Raw genomic sequence first — 22,562 nt, 5'->3', positions numbered from 1 at the left:
AGTCCAAATGAAAATTGTACTTTTTATACGTAAGGTTCTGCAACCCAGTGACCTTTGGATATCTCAATCAATTGAGCGTTCTGCAGGTTGTATGGATCATTTGCAGGACCACCAGATCCATTCTTAAGTGCTTGTTCTTCCGGCAGCAAAATGCGACGTTTGCTCGCTTCTACTTCCGGATCAGGTACAGGAATCGCGGACAGCAATGTTTTGGTATAAGGGTGAATTGGATTAGCATAAAGTTCTTCACTTTCTGCCAACTCCACCACTTTACCCATGTACATTACAGCTACACGGTCACTGATATGTTTAACCATGGACAAGTCATGTGCAATAAACAGGTATGTCAAGCCGAGGCGTTGCTGAAGTTCTTCAAGCAAATTAACGACCTGAGCCTGAATGGACACGTCCAATGCAGACAATGGCTCATCACAGATGATGAATTTAGGGTCTACAGCCAATGCACGGGCAATCCCGATCCGTTGTCTTTGACCACCTGAGAATTCATGTGGATAACGGAGTGCATGGCTAGGATTCAGACCTACAAGATCAAGCAATTCTTCAACGCGTCTCTTCCGCTCTGCCCGACTTGACGCCAGACCATGAATATCAAGAGATTCACCGATGATATCCATAACGTTGAAACGTGGGTTCAAAGATGCATAAGGATCCTGGAAAATCATCTGCATATCTTTACGCATTTCTTTCATCTTGCGCGGAGACAGCTTGTAGATGTCCGTTCCATTAAAGTTAACATTTCCGCCTGTTGGCTCATAAAGGCGCAGAATTGTACGGCCAGTTGTGGACTTACCACAGCCCGACTCCCCTACAACTCCAAGTGTTTCGCCTTCAAAAATATCAAAGCTAACATCATTAACCGCTTTTAGAATGTTGCCTTTGCCCAAGTTGAAGTATTGTTTCAGGTTCTTCACTTGAACCAGCGGCTTGTTGGCACCTTTGATAATACCAACTGGAGTAGGCTTTTCTTTTTTAGGCTCGTCCAGACGAGGGAGAGCATTCAGCAATTTAATCGTGTATGGATGTTGAGGATTACTGAAGATTTCAGCAGTTGTTCCTGTTTCAACAACTTCGCCTTCCTTCATAACGACAACACGATCACACATTCCTGCCACTACTCCAAGGTCATGCGTGATAAGCATGATCGAAGTTCCAAGCTTTTGCTGCATGTCTTTCATAACATCCAAGATTTGTGCTTGAATCGTTACGTCGAGTGCAGTTGTTGGCTCATCCGCAATCAGAAGGGATGGACGACATGCCAAGGCAATCGCAATCATAGCACGCTGGCGCATACCACCGGAAAATTGGTGTGGATAATGGTTCATACGCGATTCCGCATTTTTGATGCCTACAAGTTCGAGCATTTCCAATGCGCTTTTTTCAGCTTCTTTTTTGGACATATTCTGATGCTTGCGCAGTACCTCGGTAATTTGCTTACCAATTTTGATGGTAGGATTCAAAGAAGTCATTGGATCCTGGAAGATCATGCCGATATCTTTACCACGGATGGCTTCCATCTGTTTATCTGTCTTATTCAGCAGGTCCTGCCCGTGAAAAGTAATTTCTCCGCTTTTGACCTTCGAAGGCGGGGAGGGAATCAATTTCATGATGGTTTGGGCAGTAACACTCTTACCACTACCGGATTCACCTACGATCCCCAGCGTCTCTCCTTTGCCAAGTTCAAAACTCACATTTTTAACGGCATCAAACTCACCAGAACGCGTCGTGAATGACACACTCAGGTCTTTGACTGTTAAAATCGGCTCCATAATCCCACCTCCTATTTCTATTTACGTAATTTTGGATCAAGCGCGTCGCGCAAGCCGTCACCAAGCAAGTTAAATGCGAGCATTGTCATAACCATCAAACCTGCAGGGAACCACATCCGCCAAGGATACAGCGTCCAGCCTGTAAGTGCATCATTGATCATAGATCCAAGAGAGGATTTAGGTGCAGATACACCCAATCCGAGGAAGCTCAAAAATGCTTCTGCGAAGATGGCATTTGGGATGGACAATGTCAATGTAACGAGAATTGGTCCGACAGCATTTGGCAACAAATGACGGAAGAGTTGACGTCCAGTGCTTGCGCCCATGGAACGAGCAGCAAGGATAAAGTCTCTGTTTTTGAGCTGCATAATCTCACCACGCACAATCCAGGACATACTGATCCATCCTGTAATGGTAAGTGCAATGATAATCGTTGTCAGACTTGGCTCCAATACAACCAGCAACAGGATAACAACGAGCATGTATGGCAGGGAGTACAAGATCTCGGAGAACTTGTTCATGATGCCGTCAACACGTCCACCGTAGAAGCCCATAATGGCTCCATAAATTACCCCGATGACAAGGTCAATCAAAGCAGCAGCCAAACCTACAGTAAGAGACACACGTGCACCTACCCAGGTTCTTACCCATACATCACGACCCAGTTCATCTGTTCCGAACCAGTGTTCAGCACTCGGTGCAGCATTGGCATTCAACAAATCATTGGAATAATAATTATAGCTTGAGAACAACGAAGTTGGACCAATCATAGAGAAAATGACAACAAGGACTAGAACAGCCAAACTAATCATAGCGGCCTTGTTGGTTGCAAGTCTGTACATAGCGTCTTTGAATAGCGATACACTCTCTTGCGATTTCAACGCTGCCTGACTATCCAGGCCTGTGTTCGCCGTTTCATTATTGTTGTTATTCTTGCCAGACAACGTTATGCCCCCTTCCGGCTTTCTAGCTTAATTCTAGGATCAATCAACACGTAAGCGATATCTGTCAGGAAACGTGCAAGCATCAAGAGAATACCATAGAAGATTGTAATCCCCATGATCATCGTGTAATCACGATTCGTAATACTCTCTACAAATACTTTACCAATTCCACCAATATTAAAGATTTGCTCAATAACAACGGAGCCTGTGATAATATTTGCTGTCATCGGACCAACGTAAGTAACGACTGGCAGAATACCGTTCCGTAAAACGTGTTTAAACATGATAGCAGGCCATTTCAAACCTTTGGCTTTGGCTGTCTTGATGTAGTCTGCATGCAACACTTCCAACATGCTTGAACGCGTCAAACGTGCGATAAAGGCAATTGGAGATGCTGACAATGCGGCAACCGGAAGCACATAGTCGAGTGGGCCATCGAAGCCCATAACATTAAACCAGCCGAGTTTGAATGCAAAAACATATTGCACCAGGGATGCGAGCAAGAAACTCGGTACAGCAATCCCGATAACAGCCAGAATCATCGTAATATCATCAATCAACTTGCGATGGTACACTGCGGCAATAAGCCCCAACAAGACACCCACAACAATTGAGATAATAATCGCAAAGATTCCTAGCTTCAGCGATGCTGTAAACGTTTGAGTGATCATACCCGTTACATCTTGATTCAGGTATTTCATAGAAACCCCGAAATCACCTTTGATGATTCCACCCATATACTTCAGGTATTGTTCATACATCGGTTTGTCCAAACCATACTTCACTTCCAAAAGTGCCCGGATTTCAGGAGATACTTTTTTCTCGGATGTAAAAGGGTCACCCGGAATGGCCTTCATCAGGAAGAAGGTTGCTGATGCGAGTATGAAAAGCGATAGCAGCATAAATAGCAGTTTTTTCAGCACGTACTTAACCAACCCTTGCACACCTCCACAAACAATATTTTGTATACAAATCGATTGTAGAATTAGACATGAATAATGTCCAATCCATTTATCGGAAATTTCAAGAATTATAAGGAAAATCGGTGCACATACAAAAAAATCGGGATATATATGGAATTCCACATATATATCCCGAAGTAATCATATAGACTTCAGAACAACTTATTTCTCTTCCAGATATGCACGAGTGAAGTCAATAGCTCCACTGAAATCAAGTTGTATGCCTTTCAGGTAAGGCTTAGTCAAAGATACGTTAGTGTAGTAATAGATCGGCAATACGCCCATTTCATCTTGAATCAGGATTTTCTCAGCGTCAGCAAAAGCAGCCATACGAGTAGCTGGATCTGCAGATTTTACAGTCTCTTTAACATCTTTATCATACTGTTCGTTGCTGAATTTGGAATCATTGTTTGTGTTTCCAGTAGTCCACATTTCCAAGAAGTTGTACGGATCGTTGTAGTCAGCAGACCAGCCCGCACGAGCGATTTGGAAGTTTTGGTTTTGACGGTTCTCAAGGAATACGCCCCACTCTTGGTTTTCCGTTTTCACGTCAACACCAAGGTTTTTCTTCCACATATCAGCAACAGCAAGCGCGATTTTCGCGTGACCATCACTAGTATTGTAGATCAAAGTTACTGCTGGCAATGTTGTGTAGCCTTCTTCTTTCATACCTTCAGCAAGCAATTTCTTAGCTTCTTCTACGTTCTCAGTGAAGTAGTCATCTTTGTGCTCATCACGGAATTCGCCGTTTTCACCGCGGATACCTGGAGGTACAAAGCCGAAAGCTGGAATTTGTCCACCTTGTGTTACTTTGTCAACGATCAATTGACGCTCGATTGACATTGCAAAAGCCTTACGGATTTTAACGTTGTTAAATGGAGCTTCATTAACGTTGAACTGGTAGTAGTAAGTACTTGCAATACCAGTAGCTTTAAACTCGTCCGGCAATTCCGCTTTTACAGAAGGAATTTGGTCGGAAGGAATTTCACCGTTAGGTGCGCCTGTGTAGTCCAATTGTCCAGACTTATAAGCTTGCAGTTCGGAAGCACTGCTGTTTGTCAGGGACATGTTAATTTCAGACAATTTGATATCAGAAGCTGCATGGTAGCTTTCGTTTTTCTTCACGACGATTTTTTGACCTTTAGCGTATTGATCCATTGTGAATGGTCCGTTAACGATCATGTTTTTGTAGTCTGTGAAGAATTTGTCATTCGTGTCAGCAGACTTGTGTACTGGGTAGTACGTGTAGAATGCTGTCAGACCCAAGAAGTAAGGTGTTGGGTTTTCCAACGTTACTTCCAATGTGTGCTCATCAGTAGCTTTAACACCTACTTGAGAGAAGTCTGTGATTTTAGTACCTTTATATGTTTCGTCTTTGCTCAGGTTGTAACCCTCAGCACCTTTGATGTAATACAATTGGTAAGCATATGGAGAAGCTGTTTCCGGTTTCAAAGCACGTTCCCAAGAACGTACAAAGTCTTCGGCAGTGATTGCATCACCGTTGCTCCATTTAGCATCCGGGTTCAGGTTGAAAACATATTTCAGACCATCTTCGGAAATTGTCCAGTCTTTAGCAACACCTGGAGCTTCTTTGCCATCAGGGTCGATACGCACAAGACCTTCATACAAGAATTTCAGTACAGTGTTGGTTTGGCTGTCTTTTGCTTGAGCCGGGTCTAACGTAGGAGGTTCAGCTGACAGGTTAATTTTCAGGACTTGATCTTTAGCAAGACCATTTCCTTCGGTTGCAGAACCAGTATCGGTGTTACCTGTGCCTTCGTTTTTCGATCCGCACGCTGCAAGTACGGTACCGAACGCCAAAATCAGCGTCAAAAGGACTAATAGACTTTTCCTTTTCATCTAACACTTTCCCCCTAAATTGATGTGGTATATGTTTATAGATTATACAACCACCGGTCAAAAAAATCTACATTACTTTTTCAGAAAGTAATGTTTTTTTCAGTTTTCGACAAAATCGACACATTTTTTAGCCCTTTTGCGTTATGTATCCTCACATCTGTTTCATGAAGTATCTAAATAATCCAAATATAGTAAACAAAACATACCCAAAACTCATTATGACAAAAGCCATGCGCCAAACGGCCCGGAACATTCTACCCCTATCGACCTTACCTTTGAGCCGATTTTGTGCACCTCCGATGAATCCAAGCGCTATTAGTATGAGTATTAGTGTTAAATAAAATCCAAAATTCGAATCAAATGTTAAGTTGAATAACGCCGATACAGAGAATATAAGGAATAAGGTTGTTACATCCATTGCCGAGCGCAGCGCCACACGCTTATCTTTTTTCCATCCATACATGATCCAATACACAAGAAAAAATGGAAAGAACGGCAGTATGCTCAGCACAATAAAAAATCCCATTAACTCACTCCTTCCGGTTGCATACCTTCAATAAGATGAAGCAGTACTTCATGCATCGGAGCGGACAGGCCACACCGACATGCCATGCTTACGATTTGCCCGTTAATGGATTGCACCTCCGTTTGTTGTCCATGCAGAACATCCGACAGCATGGAAGATGTATTTGAGGCTGTGGAACGACAGACGGAGAGGATTTGTTCCCACACATCCACATCAAGAAGTATTCCGCTTGCTCTGTATACCGCCAATGCCTCATCGTACAGCTGACGCATAAACACGATTCGCTCTTCCTTTGTAATTAACTCACCGTTAGGAATACGCCATATCGCGGTAAGAGGGTTAATGACAGCATTGATTAACAACTTCCTATAAATCAGCTTATCGATTTCATTCGACACTGTACAGCCAAATCCTGCCTGCTGCAAAAGTCCCTGTAAACGAATGGGGTCATTTTGATTCATTGGCGTTAGAGGTGAGATACGTACATCTGCACTTTTGCCCAACCAGGTCTCTCCTATACCTGCACGGATGACTCCATCTTGCTGACGTTTCGCCCCTTCTGTAGTTATGACGCTGTATATATTGGAATGTGGCATATTGGATTGCACATGATCCAGATGCCCAACCCCATTTTGGAAACATGCGATGTTGAGCACTTGCGTCTTCAATGAACCAATTTCACGTATAACATCATGTATCGCTGTCTGTTTCACCATTAATAGTAGCCAATCTCCAGGTGAGTGTTGCCACACTCGGGTTAACTCCGTAATCGGTTTGACCTGGATATGATCAGGTGTAATCTGGATGGTTTTCTCCCGTTCGATGACCTTAAATCCTTCTATACTCAGTTTATTTGCCTGTTCAGCCGTTCTGGTCCAAAACCGAACCTCGTTGCCTGCGTCCTGAAGCTTACCTCCATACAAAAGACCCAGTGACCCTGATCCTACAACGTCAATGATCATGCTGCATCCCTACCTCTGCTCCAATAGTTGCTTTTATCTATAATAGAACAAAAACAGCAAACAAAAAACCCATCATACCCGCCGTTATGTAACGGAGGTGTGACGGGTCCTAATCTAATGCTGATCATCAGATACAATTTGCTTTTATTCAATTCGTTCCAGATTCCCGTTGGCATCCATTTTGAATCTCGTTTTGAGTTCCTCTTCTTCTTCTGTCAGAAATGCGAGTCTGCGAGCACGATCCATAATCTGAATCAGTGCTTTATAATCGTCGTTTACAACACGATAATCAGTCTGTACTTCATTCACTTCCTTAGACAGACGATCATTCTCGCAACGCAGTTCATGAAGTTCATCCTCTTTTTCACGAAGCTCTTTCTCAAGCATCTTGAGCTGACGACCGTTTTCCTGCACAGTTCCCTTCCATTGCCGCAAGAATCGTATAACTGCATCAATGGATAGAGAATCTTCCGAAATACCATCCGCCTTGTACAGATTTTCTTCTGTATCCAGGGTGGACAAAGCTGCTACTTGTGGTCCAAGCAAAGCCGGTTGTTTGCGGAGATAACTCCGTTTTTGTCGTTGAGCCTTAGCATTGCTAATAGCAGACTCATACTTCTTACGTACACAGCTGTTCCAGCGAAAACCGCAAGCGGCAGAAGTTCTGCCTATTTTTTCGCCAACCTCTTCAAAAGCAGCTAGTTGTGTACTTCCTTCCCGAATATGACGCAAAGTAACTTCAGCCAAAATCAAATCGTCCTCTGTACTCCAAGCATCCTGTCTCACTGCAGTCATGCTATAATACCCTCCTAACAACATCCTAAAATAACCGTCCCCATAACCGATTTCCCGGTATGTGAATTAGGTATAAAAGCTGCTTCATTCATTCTTATGCCTCTCATAGAGTTCATAGAATTGATTTCATACTAAAATGTATTTCCACATTTATGAGTACTCATACGTTACATATGCAAAACAAACCATACTTTAACTCTTTTAGGCCAAAAAAAGAATTCGCTTTCATATCCAATTTTGTTTACACCTTTTTCCTTTCCCGGTATAATGTTGTGTAGACAATCTATGATCGTACATAGGAGAGGAGGACTTACCGTGGCGCGCATGTTTCGGGTACTCGGGTTCTTCACGCTAGCGATTGGCCTGATGGCTTTTGCGGGAGACCTGGTCGAAATGGCTTTGCTTTTTTTCCTGCAGACTGCGTTTTTTGTCATTTTGGGATATTTGAAATTTACCGAACGTACGTACATATTGCTCTTCTGGGGTTATATGATCGTGACATTCACAGGGTTCAGCTACTGGACCGTATTCCAAATGGATTTGCCGCTCTAATCCGCCAGCAGCATCAAAGCGATCCGGCTAATGTCGGATTGCTTTTTTGTCGTTTTCAGATTAAATGACTATTCTTTGTGTTATGTAACCACTACGGATATTTCACGTATCTATTTCATATATTGTCTGGAAGAGATAAGCCTGTTCGCATCATATGTAGATATGGAAAGGAGAATGATAGGTGAAACGTCGATACGGCATTCCTGGCTTCATCGTATGTATTATATTTTTGATCCAGATACCTTGGACTTATGCCTATGGAGAACCTTCCTCTGAGGAAACACGCGAAATACTGCAACAAAGCCTATCCATCGTCGAAATCGATCATGAAATCGAACGTATTGCAGCCAAACAAAAACAGCTAGACGAACAGCGTCAGACGTTATCCATTCAACTTCAGGAACAGGAAGACCAGATACATACTCAGCAAGACCGAGCGGGTGCAGTTGTAAGATCCTACTATACCGGGGAGCGTGATAGTCTCTTGATGACGGTACTGGGGGCAAGATCCTTTAAGGACCTGTTCATTCTATACGATTACTATCAGATTATTATTGGCAGGGATCAGGCTGTACTGGACAAGTATCAGGATCGATATCGCACCATGCAGCAAACGTCTGCCCAGATTAATCAGACCTCTGCAGAACTGTCTGAACTCAAAAACAATCTTCAAAATCAACGTGAACGAGTACTAGCTTTGCAGAAAGAAGTGGACGGAAAAGTAGCTGCCAGCGGGGATGCTGCAGCCATGCAGAAGTTGATGGATGAGTTGACTATCTATTGGGAGAACATCGGCATATACGAGGTCAAGCGATATTTTAAAGCATTGGCATCAGCTATGCAGAACCTGCCACAGTTTATCCAGGAACAAAACGGAGGAATCTCCACTACCGGAACATCGTACACCATTCGAATTGGACAAGATGAGTTAAATACGTTTCTACGATCACAGAATCCGATCTTTGAAGACTTTGCCTTTCAGTTCGACAAAGATCGAATCACTGCTTCTGGGCAGCGTGATCAGTTGCAATTAAGCATTAAAGGCCATTATACGGTTGAGAATGAACCTCAGAATTCAATTCGATTTCATGTAGATAAACTTGTGTTTAATCAGTTAGAACTGCCCGATACCACACGTCGTATGCTGGAACGAGAATTCGATCTCGGATTTTACCCACAGAAAATTCTGTCGTTTGTCAAAGCCACAGAGGTATCCACAAGCGAAGGCATACTTGAAGTCAAGCTCGCCATTTCATTTTGACGAGCTTTGCAAGGCAATAATGCTTTTGACGTACTGATTAGCCGTGATCTCTCCCGCGAGAAGTTGTTGGATCTTCTTTTGAAAGGCAGAAGTTAGTATAGGACTTTCCGTCATAACAGCCTGCGAAGAGTCAGCTGGAAACCAGGATTTTACATCAGTCGTATTATACTTCGTTATTAGTTTCTGTGACTCAAGATCTAGTTCCTGTTGCTTTGCTGGTAAATAGTTAGCCTGTTGGTACCACTCCGATTGCACGGCAGAGGATGTCATCCCTTCAATCCAGCGGCTGGCCTCTTCCGCCTCAAGTGATCCAGCTGCGATAACAAGACTTCTTGATCTCAGCGGTTCTAACGCACTGAGAGCTATCTTCTCCGATGATTCCTGTTCGCCTGCCACGCCTTGATCTCCACTCAACAAACGAGACAGCAACGTTACTACCATAGGAACTCCCGTCTGCTCACCCGAAGAAGAGATCGTCGGATTCATTGATTCGACGTTAATATGCGACTGGATCTGATCTATCAACTGTATGATCTGTTGGTACGCCTCCGTTTGCGAAGAAGTTTGCGCTTTCTTAATTTGGTCGGGAGCCATGCCTGGATCAAACTGATTCAACCACGCACTTACCGCGTGAGGGTCATTTAAATTTATGCTTATTAAATCCGTTTCATCCTGCGTTGCTTGTTGTACAAGTTTGTTCCACTGTTCCTTATTTTTGGGTAAACCTGCCAAACCGGCTTCGTCCAGGAATGGAGAGCTAGCTGCGAGTACATAAGCGTCAAAATCAAACGGCATCCCCCATTGGTAACCATTCCACTCTGTCATTTCCCGTAAGCCTACCACAGTTTCTCCCAAAGACTTGGACAGTGTTGTACCATTCAACGGATACAGATGTCCTTTTTTGGCATGATATTGAACTTCCGCGCTATCCAGAAGAATGATATCTCCGCTCTCTCCTACCGAAAATTTATTATCAAGCACTCGCTTATATGTATCCGGCTCCAAATTCCGAAGACTGATTTCCACATGTTGAGAAGTTGCTACTTCATTAGCCATCTTTTTAAATGATTTAAAGTCGGTCTCAGACATCGAGACTACAATCTCTAGTGGGGCATGTTGGTCTTCGCTACGAGATGACGTGTTGGGAAATGCATCTTTTTCCTGATCTCGTTCCTGATTAAGCTGTGAACCTCTAAAATCAAAGCTGGGAGACAGAATCGTTAACGAAAGCAGCAGCACTGCGAACAAAACAACCTGGTGTCCACGCTTCATTAACTTTCCCTCCTTGCTCCCTAATTTTTTCCTGCAACACTCATTGTAACAAATAAGTAGTGCTCTTGTCCTATCCTGCCAAAAAACAGTTTTCCGATATTTTGCATACTTCGAGCATATCGAGTTCTGTGCAATAACTGATTTTTATTTTTTCAGCAAAAAAACCGGCTCGAAGAGCCGGTTTAATAGAAACATTTTCCGGGAAATAACTTTCCGTTACCTTACAATAAATCTGCTGCAAGCTGAGCCAACTTGGAACGTTCTCCTTTTTCCAGCATAATATGTCCGCTGATTCCCTCTTGCTTGAATCGCTCCACAATATACGTCAGACCATTACTTGCTGAATCCAGATAAGGATGGTCTATTTGCTCAGGGTCACCCATCAAAATAATTTTACTGCCTTCGCCCACCCTCGATACAATGGTCTTCACTTCATGTCGAGACAGGTTCTGCGCTTCATCGATAATGATAAACTGTCCTGGTATAGACCTACCACGAATATAAGTGAGTGCCTCAACCTGAATACTGCCAAGACCCATCAAAATTTTATCAATGTCGCCTGCTTTTTTGGTATCAAACAAAAATTCCAAGTTATCATAAATTGGCTGCATCCATGGTCTTAGTTTTTCTTCTTTCTCACCAGGGAGATAACCGATATCTTTCCCCATTGGCACAACCGGACGAGCGATCAATAATTTTTTGTACTTATGGTCATCCTCCACTTTAAGCAAACCCGCAGCAAGCGCCAACAAGGTTTTCCCCGTACCTGCCTTTCCTGTAATCGTGACAAGTGGAATATCATCATTCAGGAGCAGTTCTAGGGCCATACGCTGTTGCGCGTTACGTGCACTGATGCCCCATACATTATCATTACTCAGGAACAGTGGTTCCAACTTCGTTCCCTCTGTGTTTACTTTGAGCAAAGCCGATTTATTGGTTCCCATCTCATCCTTGAGAATTACAAATTCATTCGGGTAAAGCGAATAAGACAACTGTAACGGTTTGATAGGTAGAAAGCGATATGTGTAAAACTCATCAATGACCGAAGGATGAACCTTGAGGGCAGTGTAGCCTGGATATAATTCACTGAGACCTGCCGTGCGATCTGATAAGTAATCCTGTGTGAAAAGACCGAGTACATCCGCTTTGATACGAACAAGCACATCCTTGCTGACCAGAACCACCTGTCGTTCAACGACCTCTTTCTCATTTTCCTCAATCTGATAATTCAGGGCGACGGCCAAAATCCGATTATCGTTGGACACTTCTCCAAACATTTCCTGTACTTTCACAAAACTACGATGATTCAGTTCCACTTTCAGATTGCCTCCATTAGCTAAAGGGACGCCACTGTGCAAATGTCCCAATTCACGCAACCCATCAAGAAGTCTCGATACATTACGGGCATTACGCCCAATTTCATCGGCATTTCTTTTTTTGGAGTCGATCTCCTCCAGTACAACCGCGGGAATGATTACCTCATGTTCCTCAAAGGCAAATATGGCATTGGGGTCATGCAGAAGCACGTTCGTATCCAATACAAAAATCTTTTTCATTCAATCCCCTCCAAAGCGGCGTCGTTAAAGGCATGGATAAGTTTGATCTTTCAGCAGCGACATGGACAATCATGCTCCCATACATAAATGTATTCGACTAGGACAAAATAATTGTCAACCATTCTGAAAAACTCCAGGAAAGGATGAACATTTATGAAATATTGGGTTTGCACGCTGCTTCTGATCTTTATACTTACAGGCTGCAACAGTTCTACACGTAATGCCTCGCAGCAACAAGGTCAGCATGCCAAAGGTTACGGAGGAAATGTTACAACTCAGCAAGACCAAAGGAAAGGATCTCACATGCTCAATACTCAGGAAGATCGGTTGCACCCTTCAGCTGTGGACCATCTGACCGAAAATACAGGTGAGGTTCATGAAAAAAACGTCATGGACAACACCAAGGCCGATCGGATGCCAAATGAAAAAAGGGTCACCCACCTCAAAACACTTGCCAAGCAAGTGGAAGGTGTCAAAGATGCCAACTGTGTCATTCTTGGAAATACAGCCGTAGTTGGCATTGATGTTGACGGTGAACTGGAACGTGCACGAGTAGGTACAATTAAATACTCAGTAGCCGAAGCCCTCCGCAAAGATCCGGAAGGTGTGGATTCAATTGTTACCGCAGATGCTGATGTCACCGAGCGTATTAAGGAAATCGGTGAACATATTCGTCAAGGTCATCCAATATCCGGTTTCGCTTCAGAACTCGCAGACATGGTGGGCAGGATCATTCCCCAACTACCCAAAGATGTCAAAGTCCGTCAAAATCCGGATGAACATGTTGAACGTGAACAACAAATGCAGCAGCTGCATTCTTCTGACAAAAGACAACAAAAAGCCCAGTGATCTCTCACTAGGCTTTTTTCATTGCAGTAAAAACCTGCTCATCTAATTTCTCAGCAGCACGCTGATCATATATTTTGACAAATTGAGGCACAGAAGATAGCTGGGCTCCATAAAAAAGGGCATTCCTTACCGCTTCAATGGAAATGTCGAAACAGCACATATTAAACGGAACATCCAGTAACGGATTTTGTCGTACGGAAGCACGTCCGTTCACCGCATACACCATCTCTTCTCCAAAAATGGTGACGGTAATAGCCGGATTCTCGATCATATTGTTCACGAGACGTGAACGATGATCAATCGCCACACGAAGGGTAGAAGCATTCTCCGCATAAATCCAGGAGATTGCTGTTGATGTCGGACCTCCAGATTCAATGTCCACGGTGCTCAAGAGCACAAAGGTTTCGTTCTTGAATTGCTGTAAAAGAGATTCAGTCAATTGTGTGACGGCTTCGGACATCCAACCAGCCCCCTAATCTTCTTTATGCAATTCTTGATTCGTTGTTGATGTTATTATAGCATACCATCAAACTTGCTTCCAATCCCAAAAGAATCAATGTTACTCAGCTGTCGGAGATGCTGTTACTTTGCCTGAAAGTGTATCCTGCAACGCCTGTTTAGCATTAGCCAATTCAGTTTCGTTGATATATACATATGGACTTCTCCACTCTCCGGTTACAGGTGTGTAGTGCACATCCGATTTGGAAATATTCCAATAGGTTGAAATGAAGTTCTTCATCTGCTCCGATTCCACGTCTGTTGTCATGTTGTCGTCAACAGCGCCTATCACTTTACCAATCTTCGTTACGCCTCCCAGTGATTTCAACTGATCCAACATAGAATTCAACACTTGATTCTGACGTTTATTTCGGTCAAAGTCGTTGGATTCATCTGTCTTCGGCTTACAATTCGATTTACGGTAACGAACAAAATCAAGTGCTTCTTTTCCATCCAAATGCTGTGCACCAGCTACCAGGTTAATATCCGTGCCATCGGCCGTATCTTTGTAACACATGTTTTTATCCACTGTCACATCCACGCCACCTACAGCATTAACCGCATCACGGAACGCTTGAAAATTCAATACCGTTGTATAATTGATATCCACATTTAGATATTTGCCCATCATTTCTTTCATTTGTTCCTCTGCATTTTTGCCAGAGGTTTTTTCTTGGGCTTTAAATTTAGGATAATAGGAATTTAATTTATTCGCCTTATATCCATCCAACTGAATACGGGTATCCCGAGGTAAAGATACAATGGTTGCCGTCTTGGTCTCCGGATTCAGAGAAGCTACCATAACCACATCCGATAGATACGTACCTGTTTCGGGACGGTTATCCGTACCTAGCAGCAACATCGTAATGGGTTTGGTTTTCGCTGACATTCCAGCCGGTACTGGCTTGTCAATGCCCGTATCAGCTACCTGATTGTATACCCAATAGAGATATCCGCAGCCTACCACAATTGCAATAACCAATAAACTTAAAATCAGTCTGCCAAAGGTTCGCATCTTTTTCTTCTTCTTTGGTTGCTTACCTTTGCCGTTCTTCGATCCAGAAGCGCCGGATTGAGTCGGTGCCTGTCTCCGTGGAGGCAGTCCGTTCGAATTCGAGTTCATATCTTCAACACCTTTATCACATCTGTTTTGGCCTATATATAAGACAACCGCTTTCCCTAAGGAAAACGGATGGTCTATACTATACAGAATTTATGAGTTTCGAGCGGCAGCTTCCGCTTTTTTCTTTTGACGACCTTCAATAAAATACCGAACTCTCACTAACAGCATCAAACCAACAGCCACCAGCAAACATTGAATAATTGGCAACTTGTCGATTTGAAACACAAGAAGCATGAATGTGCCCATCGCCATCAATATATAGAGAACGATTTCCTTACCAAGTGGCAATTTCTGACGTACCCGAAACACCTTGTTATATACGTAAGTAATCAATACAAAGATGACGATGTAGGCTACGATCGGGTTTGATGCGAACCATGCTTGCATGCACAGCCAGCTCCTTTCGTGTTCATGCTAGATATAAGTTAACTGGTTGATGGAACCCTTCCAACAACATAAATTACAAAACTCTGCATGTGACCGTTTCGGATTCGGATCGTTCTTTCGGTCGCTGTTATCCCCATATTTTTTTGATCCATTTCTCAATGGTAAAATCCGGGGATAAAGGCGAACGCTTCGCTCCTACAGAATCGATTCCGAATCCTCCACTACTTCAGCGGGTTGTAATCGACGTCGATGGTGTATATGTGTTCCATCAAACGTTAACTTATATCATTTATTTTAGTTGTAGTTAGGTGTTATTTTGTAGCCATTTTGCGTTGTTTTTCTGCACGCTCACGCTCGGATTTGTTCAGGATCTTCTTACGGAGACGAATAGATTTTGGTGTAATCTCACAATATTCATCTTCATTCAGATATTCAAGCGCCTGTTCCAACGAGAAGATAATCGGAGTTTTAATTTTAACCGTATCATCTTTACCAGAAGAACGAACGTTAGTCAGTTGTTTTTCTTTGCAGATGTTAACAACGATATCATTGTCACGTGTATGTTCACCAACAATCATACCTTCGTAGATTTCAGTACCCGGCTCCAAGAAGAGCGTACCGCGATCCTCAACGCCCATCATGCCATAGAACGTAGATGTACCAGTTTCAGTTGAGATCAGCACGCCTTGGTGACGTCCACCTACTTGACCGGATACTACTGGAGCGTAGCTGTCAAATGCATGGTTCATTACACCGTAACCACGAGTCAATGTCAGGAAGTTGGTGCTATATCCGATCAAACCACGTGCTGGAATCAGGAACTCCAGACGAACTTGACCACTACCTGTGTTGACCATGTTAACCATCTCTGCTTTACGTGCGCCCAGGCTCTCCATTACGGAACCCATGCTTTCTTCAGGGATATCAATCAACAAGCGCTCTAGAGGTTCCATTTTCTTACCGTCAACTTCTTTAACGATAACTTCTGGTTTGGATACTTGAAGCTCATATCCTTCACGACGCATATTTTCAATCAGGATACCTAAGTGAAGCTCACCACGTCCAGAAACGACAAATGCATCCGGGCTATCCGTTTCGTCAACACGAAGGGATACGTCAGTTTCCAATTCTTTGAACAAACGCTCACGAAGTTTACGGGAAGTTACCCATTTACCTTCACGACCTGCGAATGGACTATTGTTCACGAGGAACGTCATTTGCAGTGTAGGCTCATCAATTTTCAAAACTGGAAGTGCTTCTGGGTTGTTCGGATCAGCGATGGTTTCACCAATGTTGATGTCCTTGATTCCTGCAATCGCAACGATGTCACCTGCTCCTGCTTCTTCCGTCTCAATACGTTTGAGACCCTGGAAACCGAACAGTTTCTCGATACGTGCAGTTTTGCTCTTACCATCACGCATAATAACCGTTACCGATTGTCCTTGACGGATCACACCGCGGTTAACACGACCAATGGCAATACGGCCAAGGTATTCATTGTAGTCCATCAAAGTAACGAGGAATTGAAGTGGTTCTTCAACATTTTCGGTAGGGTGTGGGATATGACTAACGATGGTATTGTAAATCGCCATCATGTTGTCATCCTGTTTTGCAGGATCATTATCCATGCTGGATGTTCCGTTCAATGCGGAAGCATATACAACAGGGAATTCAAGTTGTTGATCGTTGGCACCCAGTTCAATGAACAGGTCCAGTACTTCATCAATAACCTCAGTCGGACGAGCCGCTGGACGGTCAATTTTGTTTACAACAACGATTGGTGTCAGGTTGTGCTCCAAAGCTTTACGAAGTACGAATTTCGTTTGCGGCATACATCCTTCGTAAGCATCAACAACGAGCAAAACGCCGTCAACCATTTTCATGATACGTTCCACTTCACCACCAAAGTCGGCGTGTCCTGGTGTATCCACAATATTGATCAGGTAATCTTTATAGGTAATAGCTGTGTTTTTGGCCAGAATCGTAATACCGCGTTCACGCTCCAAATCGTTGGAGTCCATTGCGCGCTCCTGTACCGTTTCGTGATCACGGAAAGTACCGGATTGCTGGAGCAACTTGTCGACGAGCGTTGTTTTCCCGTGGTCGACGTGGGCAATAATCGCAATATTGCGAATGTGTTCTCTTGAATGCATGGTTTGTATCCATATCCTTTCCAATTTCAATTCTTATCTACTAAACTTCCCGCAAATTCGCAGGTTACTCACCCAAAATAAGCGTCGGTGATATCCCGACGCATGCCTATATCCCTTATATTATAGTTGATCATAGGTAAAAATCAAGATATTTCGCTTGAAAGACCACTGGGAATGTTACCAGCCTCTCCCTTGGCGTCCTCGGCCAAACAGCAACCACATCCCGCCCACAATCAAAATTACCGCCAGCACATAGATAATACCGGTGTGAAGCAGTGTAAATCCGAATAAAATAATTGAAAGGATGCCAACGCCCAATGCCACCGGAAGTACCATTGCGGGTCTTCGATGATCAGCCAGTGCATATTCAAGCAAACCAACGGCAATTCCAAGCAAAAAAGCAGGCCACAGGTTGCTCATCAATCCGCTACCCCATGTATTCGTGATTCCGAACAACAGACCATAGACGGTTAATGTTCCTGCTGGAACGAGTGACCATGATGGCGTGAGCCTTGCATAATATAATGCATGAAGAGCAATACCAGGCAACAAGATGAGCAAAGGCCAGAAGTGCCGTCCAATAAAGCCAAACACACCTAGTTTACCGAGTAAAATTATTAAACCTGCAACAAAAATAAATATTCCGATTGCTTTTTCATTTCTCATCCTCATCTACAATCACCTCTTATAACATTTGGCTATGTACCCCGTAAGATAAACTATAAGCACACCATGATGACTGACTGTTCCCAGCCTTCTTCTAGTGTAGCCGATGTGTATGCAAAAAACTACACTTTATGTCGTACTTCGCCTCTCTCCATTATCCTGTATTACCCTAAAATGATCGCTCTATGACTTATTCAAGTTCACCCATTTCTTCTGAACAAATAAATACAGCAAAAAACTGCCCTTTACGGGCAGTTCGCCAGAAAATTCACATTTCCATTTACTCAAATCAACTTACACGTTTCGACGAACAAACTTGTGCGCTCCTCCAATCGCAATTACAAGACAAGCCATAGCTACAGGCAGCAGTGTATGTGCCTCAGCTGCCAAGCCACCGAGCCACTGTCCCAGCTTCGGATCATTCATCACCATCTCACCTGCTGTGAAGGCCAGAATACCTGAACCGGCAAATACCAGAATCGGAAACCGCTTTAACAAACCAACAATTAATCCGCTGCCCCACACCACAATCGGAATACTTATGGCAATTCCGATGACCGTGAGCGCCAAGTCCCCATCCGCCAGCGCAGCAATCGCGAGAACGTTATCCAGACTCATGACAAAGTCAGCAATCAAAATCGTTTGGATCGCTTTCCAGGTCGTGGACGCCTTACGAATATGTACTTCATCTTCATTCTGAAGCAGCAGCTTGACAGCAATCCAGAGCAACAGCAGACCACCAGCCGCCTGAATAAAAGGAATACCCAACAGCAGCACAGCTGCAAAGGTTAACAAGCAGCGCAAAACAACCGCACCGAAAGCCCCCCACCATACCGCCTGCTTGCGCTGTCTCGCGGGTAAATCCTTGCTTGCAAGGGCAATAACAACCGCATTATCTCCACTTAGAACCAGATTGATCATTAATATTTCGGTTAGCAGCCATAGCGTATCCATGCTTCTCATCCCCCCACTCTAACTTGTATGTCAAAGTTGTCCATGCTATTCTTAAACGTTGAACAAGCTTTCTCAGGTTTGGATATATAGAAGGAGTGACATCGTATGGAGCTGTTTAGCCCCGCTTTTTGGCTAGCGTTGTTGAACGTTGTATTTATTGATCTAATTTTGGCTGGCGATAATGCCATCGTGATTGGTCTCGCAGCTCGAAATTTGCACCCTTCTGTGCAAAAAAGGGCGATTCTTTACGGAACAGGCGGCGCACTTTTGATTCGCATTGTAGCCACCGTGATTGTGCTCTGGTTGCTTAAAGTGCCATGGCTACTCCTTGTTGGGGGATTACTCCTGATCTGGATTGCGTACAAGCTATTGGCAGATCAAGGGGAAGAGCATTCGGATATCAAGGCTGGCAGTTCTCTCTGGGTAGCCGTGCGAACGATTGTCATCGCAGACGCTGCCATGGGACTGGATAACGTCATCGCCGTTGCTGGTGCAGCACAGCAGCACTTGGTGCTTGTTATACTCGGACTGCTGATCAGTGTACCTATTATCGTGTGGGGCAGTACGTTGTTTATCAAATTAATTAACCATTTCCCTTGGATCATTTATCTTGGAGCTATCGTGCTTGGGTATACGGCTTCAAACATGATCACAGAGGAGCAGCGTCTTGTACCTTTCTTCACTGAGCATCCGGCACTGAGAATCTTATTTATCGTTCTCGTTACTGCTGGTGTTGTATTTGCAGGATATCGCAAACGTGCAAGCAGCAATAAACCAGGTGGGGAACGGCAGCACTCCTATTCCTAAGCTTTATTAAATGGTATTCCCATCAAACACAACCATAAAAAAAGGACTGACCGATAATACATCGGCAGTCCTTTTTCTTCAAGAAGATAACATAGTCCTTATTATGTTATTCAATCCAGAATACGGTTCCTCAGAACCACTCTTCTTTCATGTCATTAACTTCATTCTGCTGATTGGTTACCATAAAATTCTCGCCTGCATGAAGCGTAATTGTTTCTGTCTGCTCCACCGCCTGCTCCACCCATTCCGGCAGTTGACTCATGGTTGCTTCAATCTTGTCCACAATGCGAAGATTCGGATTGGTGGATGGGGATTTCGGTACAAAAAGAGTACAACAGTCTTCATATGGCAGAATCGATATATCATACGTCCCGATCTGTTTGGATAAAGTTATAATTTCCTGTTTGTCCATCATGACAAGTGGTCGCAGCAACGGCAGATCCGTCGCACGTCCAATGACATTCATGCTTGGCAGGGTCTGGCTCGCTACCTGACCCAGACTATCTCCGGTAATCAGTGCAAGCGCACGCTCACGTTCAGCCAGCTTGGTTGCAATACGTAACATGGAGCGGCGCATCAGTGTGATGATCAAGTTATCCTGTCCCAGTTGGGTAAATGCAGTTTGAATTTCCGTAAAAGGAACCAGATGCAGCTTAATTGTGCCTGCATGATCAGCAAGTGCACGCGCCAAATCAATGACCTTTTCTTTGGCACGCTGGCTTGTGAACGGATAACTGTAAAAGTGTACACATTCCACTTCCAGGCCTCTACGCATCGAAGACCATGCCGCTACAGGGCTGTCTATGCCACCCGATAATAACAGCATCGCTTTTCCATTTGTGCCAAGGGGGAACCCGCCTACGGCCGGAATCACCTCACTGAAGATATACGTGCCCTGATCCCGAATTTCCACGCGCAGTTCAATGTCAGGTTGACGCACGTCGACGCTTAACTGCTGGAATTTCCGAAGAATCGGAGAACCTACCAGATGGTTCATTTCATGCGAAGAATTGGGGAACTCTTTCCAAACACGCCGTGCATTAACTTTAAACGTGGTACCGTCTTTGAATTCAGACTCTCTTTCATCCATAAAAGCAACGGCTGTCTCCACGATTTGGTCAGTCTCCGATGGGGTCACTTTAACCGGACTGATCGACATAACGCCGAATACTCGTTTCAGCACAGCGATCAGCTCTGTATGAGATTCGCCACCCAGATCAACATACAACCGTCCAAACTCCTTACGCAGACTTGCACCTGGATAAGGTTTGAGCAGGGAACGTACCTGGGTGATGATTGTTTTTTCGAACCGGGCACGGTTTTTTCCTTTTAACATAAACTCTCCGAAACGGAGAAGCAGCATATCATATTTCATCTAAAATCACATCCGCCTTTCCAACGGGCGCAGCTGCGCCACCATCTGATGTAAAGCCTGCTCCAGCAGTGCCACATCTTCTTCTGTATGTTCATCTCCAAGACTAATACGCAATCCACCAGCAGCACAAGCATTATCCCTGCCCATGGCAAGCAATACCCTGCTGGGTTCAGCCGATCGCGAAGAGCAGGCAGATTGTGTAGAAACAGTTACTCCAAGTTGTTCAAGGGTATGCAGCGCCACTTCTGCCTTCATTCCAGGATAGGAAAAATGAACAATGTGCGGCGCACCCTCCTTACGACTATTTAACACAAGTCCGGGAATAGTATCTATGACCTCCATGATACGATCTCGCAAAATCGTTGTACGCTGTGCAAAGTCAGCCTGACGTTCCGCAGCGAGACGCATCGCCTTCGCCATACCCACAAGCAAAGGTACATTTTCAGTACCCGCTCTTAGTCCCTGCTCTTGGGAACCCCCTGACAGTAAAGGCGTTAGCTCGACTCCACTTCGTACGTAGAGAAGACCAGCTCCTTTGGGACCACGAATCTTGTGAGCAGACAAGCTGTAAAGATCCGCGCCCCATGCCGCAGGTTTAGCTTCCATCTTGCCAAAACCCTGCACACCATCTACATGAAAAAGCACCTTTGGTGCTTCCTTTTTCAGTCGTACACCGATTTCAGCAATTGGATGTATCGCTCCTGTTTCATTGTTCACATGCATCAGACTCACAAGCACCGTATCCGATCTTATGGCATCCACTACCTGCTGGGCGCTAACCAGACCATCGGAATCCACGGGAAGCCAAGTGACCTCCCATCCCCACTGTTGCAGCTGCACAAAACTCTCGTAAACTGAAGCATGTTCCGTTGCAGTTGTAATGATGTGTTTGCCCCGAGACTGATACTGTAATGCCGCCCCTTTAATGGCAAGATTGTTGCTCTCAGTTGCGCCTGAGGTAAATACGATTTCTTCCGGTTTCACATCAATTGCGGCGGCACAACCAGATCGCGCTCGGCGCAACAATTGATGGGCTCGCTCACCATATCCATGTATCGATGACGGATTCCCATATTGCGCCTCCATAATCTCGGCCATTGTACGAACGACATCCGGATGAGGAGGCGTCGTTGCTGCATAATCAAAATATTTCAAATGAGGTTCCCCTCCTTGTCTCTTCGTTGTGGAATCTACAGTGAGCATTGTAACACGATCCCCGCTCAACACAAAAAGACCAAACAGGAACTAAGCACATTTAAGACTGCTGTTCCCG

Annotated in this window: 21 protein-coding genes; 4 read left to right on the top strand and 17 right to left on the bottom strand. The window is 44.2% G+C overall.

Translation table 11 applies throughout. The annotated features are described in order from the left end of the window. Nucleotides 1-23: 23 nt before the first annotated feature. The 7 genes from BLV50_RS21785 to BLV50_RS21755 form a co-directional block, all read right to left on the bottom strand. On the bottom strand, nucleotides 24-1,787 hold the full coding sequence (locus BLV50_RS21785; protein ID WP_063566996.1) for an ABC transporter ATP-binding protein: 1,764 nt from the start codon (nucleotides 1,785-1,787) through the stop codon (nucleotides 24-26). 17 nt (nucleotides 1,788-1,804) lie between these two features. Next, entirely contained in the window at nucleotides 1,805-2,686 is an 882-nt protein-coding gene (locus tag BLV50_RS21780) for an ABC transporter permease (RefSeq protein WP_371121656.1), read from the bottom strand. A gap of 47 nt (nucleotides 2,687-2,733) precedes the next feature. Beyond that, nucleotides 2,734-3,666, bottom strand: a complete 933-nt coding sequence (locus BLV50_RS21775) for an ABC transporter permease (RefSeq protein ID WP_063566998.1) — start codon at nucleotides 3,664-3,666, stop codon at nucleotides 2,734-2,736. 189 nt (nucleotides 3,667-3,855) lie between these two features. Beyond that, entirely contained in the window at nucleotides 3,856-5,553 is a 1,698-nt protein-coding gene (locus BLV50_RS21770; protein ID WP_063566999.1) for a peptide ABC transporter substrate-binding protein, read from the bottom strand. A 151-nt stretch (nucleotides 5,554-5,704) separates the two neighbouring features. Beyond that, nucleotides 5,705-6,079 (bottom strand): DUF3397 domain-containing protein, encoded by a 375-nt coding sequence (locus BLV50_RS21765; protein WP_063567000.1) that lies wholly within the window; start codon nucleotides 6,077-6,079, stop codon nucleotides 5,705-5,707. Next, entirely contained in the window at nucleotides 6,079-7,041 is a 963-nt protein-coding gene (locus BLV50_RS21760) for a ketopantoate reductase family protein (protein ID WP_072734491.1), read from the bottom strand. Before BLV50_RS21760 ends, BLV50_RS21765 begins: the two co-directional genes overlap by 1 nt. A 144-nt stretch (nucleotides 7,042-7,185) precedes the next feature. Then, nucleotides 7,186-7,836, bottom strand: a complete 651-nt coding sequence (locus BLV50_RS21755; protein ID WP_063567002.1) for an RsfA family transcriptional regulator — start codon at nucleotides 7,834-7,836, stop codon at nucleotides 7,186-7,188. Between the two features lie 315 nt (nucleotides 7,837-8,151). On the opposite strand from BLV50_RS21755, the gene BLV50_RS21750 reads away from it, so the two are divergent. Beyond that, complete coding sequence (locus BLV50_RS21750) at nucleotides 8,152-8,388, top strand: DUF2626 domain-containing protein (protein ID WP_053781237.1); 237 nt, start codon at nucleotides 8,152-8,154, stop codon at nucleotides 8,386-8,388. A gap of 181 nt (nucleotides 8,389-8,569) precedes the next feature. Continuing rightward, complete coding sequence (locus tag BLV50_RS21745; RefSeq protein ID WP_090809940.1) at nucleotides 8,570-9,649, top strand: coiled-coil domain-containing protein; 1,080 nt, start codon at nucleotides 8,570-8,572, stop codon at nucleotides 9,647-9,649. On the opposite strand, the gene BLV50_RS21740 is transcribed toward BLV50_RS21745, so the two are convergent. Both BLV50_RS21740 and BLV50_RS21735 read right to left on the bottom strand, forming a co-directional pair. Then, nucleotides 9,641-10,921, bottom strand: a complete 1,281-nt coding sequence (locus BLV50_RS21740; RefSeq protein ID WP_064636422.1) for an extracellular solute-binding protein — start codon at nucleotides 10,919-10,921, stop codon at nucleotides 9,641-9,643. The genes BLV50_RS21745 and BLV50_RS21740 overlap by 9 nt on opposite strands. Before the next feature lie 221 nt (nucleotides 10,922-11,142). Beyond that, nucleotides 11,143-12,477, bottom strand: coding sequence for a PhoH family protein (locus tag BLV50_RS21735; protein ID WP_024628438.1), 1,335 nt, complete (start codon nucleotides 12,475-12,477; stop codon nucleotides 11,143-11,145). A 153-nt stretch (nucleotides 12,478-12,630) separates the two neighbouring features. Between BLV50_RS21735 and BLV50_RS21730 the strand changes: the two genes are divergently transcribed. After that, nucleotides 12,631-13,326: a YhcN/YlaJ family sporulation lipoprotein gene (locus BLV50_RS21730; protein ID WP_064636421.1), complete on the top strand. Its 696-nt coding sequence runs from the start codon at nucleotides 12,631-12,633 to the stop codon at nucleotides 13,324-13,326. A 7-nt stretch (nucleotides 13,327-13,333) separates the two neighbouring features. On the opposite strand, the gene BLV50_RS21725 is transcribed toward BLV50_RS21730, so the two are convergent. The 6 genes from BLV50_RS21725 to BLV50_RS21700 form a co-directional block, all read right to left on the bottom strand. Then, the gene (locus BLV50_RS21725) at nucleotides 13,334-13,786 is read right to left on the bottom strand and encodes a pyridoxamine 5'-phosphate oxidase family protein (protein ID WP_079696198.1); all 453 of its coding nucleotides are present in this window, start codon (nucleotides 13,784-13,786) and stop codon (nucleotides 13,334-13,336) included. Between the two features lie 99 nt (nucleotides 13,787-13,885). Next, complete coding sequence (locus tag BLV50_RS21720; protein ID WP_063567006.1) at nucleotides 13,886-14,947, bottom strand: LCP family protein; 1,062 nt, start codon at nucleotides 14,945-14,947, stop codon at nucleotides 13,886-13,888. A gap of 90 nt (nucleotides 14,948-15,037) precedes the next feature. Beyond that, entirely contained in the window at nucleotides 15,038-15,334 is a 297-nt protein-coding gene (locus tag BLV50_RS21715; RefSeq protein ID WP_053781242.1) for a YlaH-like family protein, read from the bottom strand. Between the two features lie 311 nt (nucleotides 15,335-15,645). Then, nucleotides 15,646-17,487 (bottom strand): translational GTPase TypA, encoded by a 1,842-nt coding sequence (typA, locus tag BLV50_RS21710; protein ID WP_063567007.1) that lies wholly within the window; start codon nucleotides 17,485-17,487, stop codon nucleotides 15,646-15,648. 177 nt (nucleotides 17,488-17,664) lie between these two features. After that, the gene (locus BLV50_RS21705) at nucleotides 17,665-18,159 is read right to left on the bottom strand and encodes a hypothetical protein (protein WP_063567008.1); all 495 of its coding nucleotides are present in this window, start codon (nucleotides 18,157-18,159) and stop codon (nucleotides 17,665-17,667) included. A 288-nt stretch (nucleotides 18,160-18,447) separates the two neighbouring features. Next, on the bottom strand, nucleotides 18,448-19,107 hold the full coding sequence (locus BLV50_RS21700) for a TerC family protein (RefSeq protein WP_063567009.1): 660 nt from the start codon (nucleotides 19,105-19,107) through the stop codon (nucleotides 18,448-18,450). 105 nt (nucleotides 19,108-19,212) lie between these two features. On the opposite strand from BLV50_RS21700, the gene BLV50_RS21695 reads away from it, so the two are divergent. Continuing rightward, the gene (locus BLV50_RS21695) at nucleotides 19,213-19,914 is read left to right on the top strand and encodes a TerC family protein (protein ID WP_063567010.1); all 702 of its coding nucleotides are present in this window, start codon (nucleotides 19,213-19,215) and stop codon (nucleotides 19,912-19,914) included. Nucleotides 19,915-20,044: 130 nt separating this feature from the next. Here the strand turns inward: BLV50_RS21695 and thiI are convergent, their stop codons facing one another. Together thiI and BLV50_RS21685 are read right to left on the bottom strand one after the other, a co-directional pair. Continuing rightward, nucleotides 20,045-21,289 (bottom strand): tRNA uracil 4-sulfurtransferase ThiI, encoded by a 1,245-nt coding sequence (gene thiI / locus BLV50_RS21690; RefSeq protein ID WP_090809938.1) that lies wholly within the window; start codon nucleotides 21,287-21,289, stop codon nucleotides 20,045-20,047. A gap of 6 nt (nucleotides 21,290-21,295) precedes the next feature. Continuing rightward, complete coding sequence (locus BLV50_RS21685; protein WP_063567012.1) at nucleotides 21,296-22,444, bottom strand: cysteine desulfurase family protein; 1,149 nt, start codon at nucleotides 22,442-22,444, stop codon at nucleotides 21,296-21,298. Nucleotides 22,445-22,562 lie beyond the last annotated feature (118 nt).

The sequence above is a fragment of the Paenibacillus sp. 276b genome, assembly GCF_900107875.1.
Classification (GTDB): Bacteria; Bacillota; Bacilli; order Paenibacillales; family Paenibacillaceae; genus Paenibacillus; species Paenibacillus marchantiae.
The sequence above is the reverse complement of the archived record's forward strand: the minus strand, read 5'-3'. Positions and strand labels throughout refer to the sequence as shown.

What these genes read in the sequence shown, in the direction of transcription:
- BLV50_RS21725 (WP_079696198.1), bottom strand. Translation starts at nt 13,786, where the DNA reads ATGTCCGAAGCCGTCACACAATTGACTGAATCTCTTTTACAGCAATTC.
- BLV50_RS21755 (WP_063567002.1), bottom strand. Translation starts at nt 7,836, where the DNA reads ATGACTGCAGTGAGACAGGATGCTTGGAGTACAGAGGACGATTTGATT.
- BLV50_RS21715 (WP_053781242.1), bottom strand. Translation starts at nt 15,334, where the DNA reads ATGCAAGCATGGTTCGCATCAAACCCGATCGTAGCCTACATCGTCATC.
- BLV50_RS21730 (WP_064636421.1), top strand. Translation starts at nt 12,631, where the DNA reads ATGAAATATTGGGTTTGCACGCTGCTTCTGATCTTTATACTTACAGGC.
- BLV50_RS21740 (WP_064636422.1), bottom strand. Translation starts at nt 10,921, where the DNA reads ATGAAGCGTGGACACCAGGTTGTTTTGTTCGCAGTGCTGCTGCTTTCG.
- BLV50_RS21735 (WP_024628438.1), bottom strand. Translation starts at nt 12,477, where the DNA reads ATGAAAAAGATTTTTGTATTGGATACGAACGTGCTTCTGCATGACCCC.
- BLV50_RS21785 (WP_063566996.1), bottom strand. Translation starts at nt 1,787, where the DNA reads ATGGAGCCGATTTTAACAGTCAAAGACCTGAGTGTGTCATTCACGACG.
- BLV50_RS21695 (WP_063567010.1), top strand. Translation starts at nt 19,213, where the DNA reads ATGGAGCTGTTTAGCCCCGCTTTTTGGCTAGCGTTGTTGAACGTTGTA.
- BLV50_RS21765 (WP_063567000.1), bottom strand. Translation starts at nt 6,079, where the DNA reads ATGGGATTTTTTATTGTGCTGAGCATACTGCCGTTCTTTCCATTTTTT.
- BLV50_RS21760 (WP_072734491.1), bottom strand. Translation starts at nt 7,041, where the DNA reads ATGATCATTGACGTTGTAGGATCAGGGTCACTGGGTCTTTTGTATGGA.
- thiI (WP_090809938.1), bottom strand. Translation starts at nt 21,289, where the DNA reads ATGAAATATGATATGCTGCTTCTCCGTTTCGGAGAGTTTATGTTAAAA.
- typA (WP_063567007.1), bottom strand. Translation starts at nt 17,487, where the DNA reads ATGCATTCAAGAGAACACATTCGCAATATTGCGATTATTGCCCACGTC.
- BLV50_RS21700 (WP_063567009.1), bottom strand. Translation starts at nt 19,107, where the DNA reads ATGGATACGCTATGGCTGCTAACCGAAATATTAATGATCAATCTGGTT.
- BLV50_RS21720 (WP_063567006.1), bottom strand. Translation starts at nt 14,947, where the DNA reads ATGAACTCGAATTCGAACGGACTGCCTCCACGGAGACAGGCACCGACT.
- BLV50_RS21770 (WP_063566999.1), bottom strand. Translation starts at nt 5,553, where the DNA reads ATGAAAAGGAAAAGTCTATTAGTCCTTTTGACGCTGATTTTGGCGTTC.
- BLV50_RS21705 (WP_063567008.1), bottom strand. Translation starts at nt 18,159, where the DNA reads ATGAGGATGAGAAATGAAAAAGCAATCGGAATATTTATTTTTGTTGCA.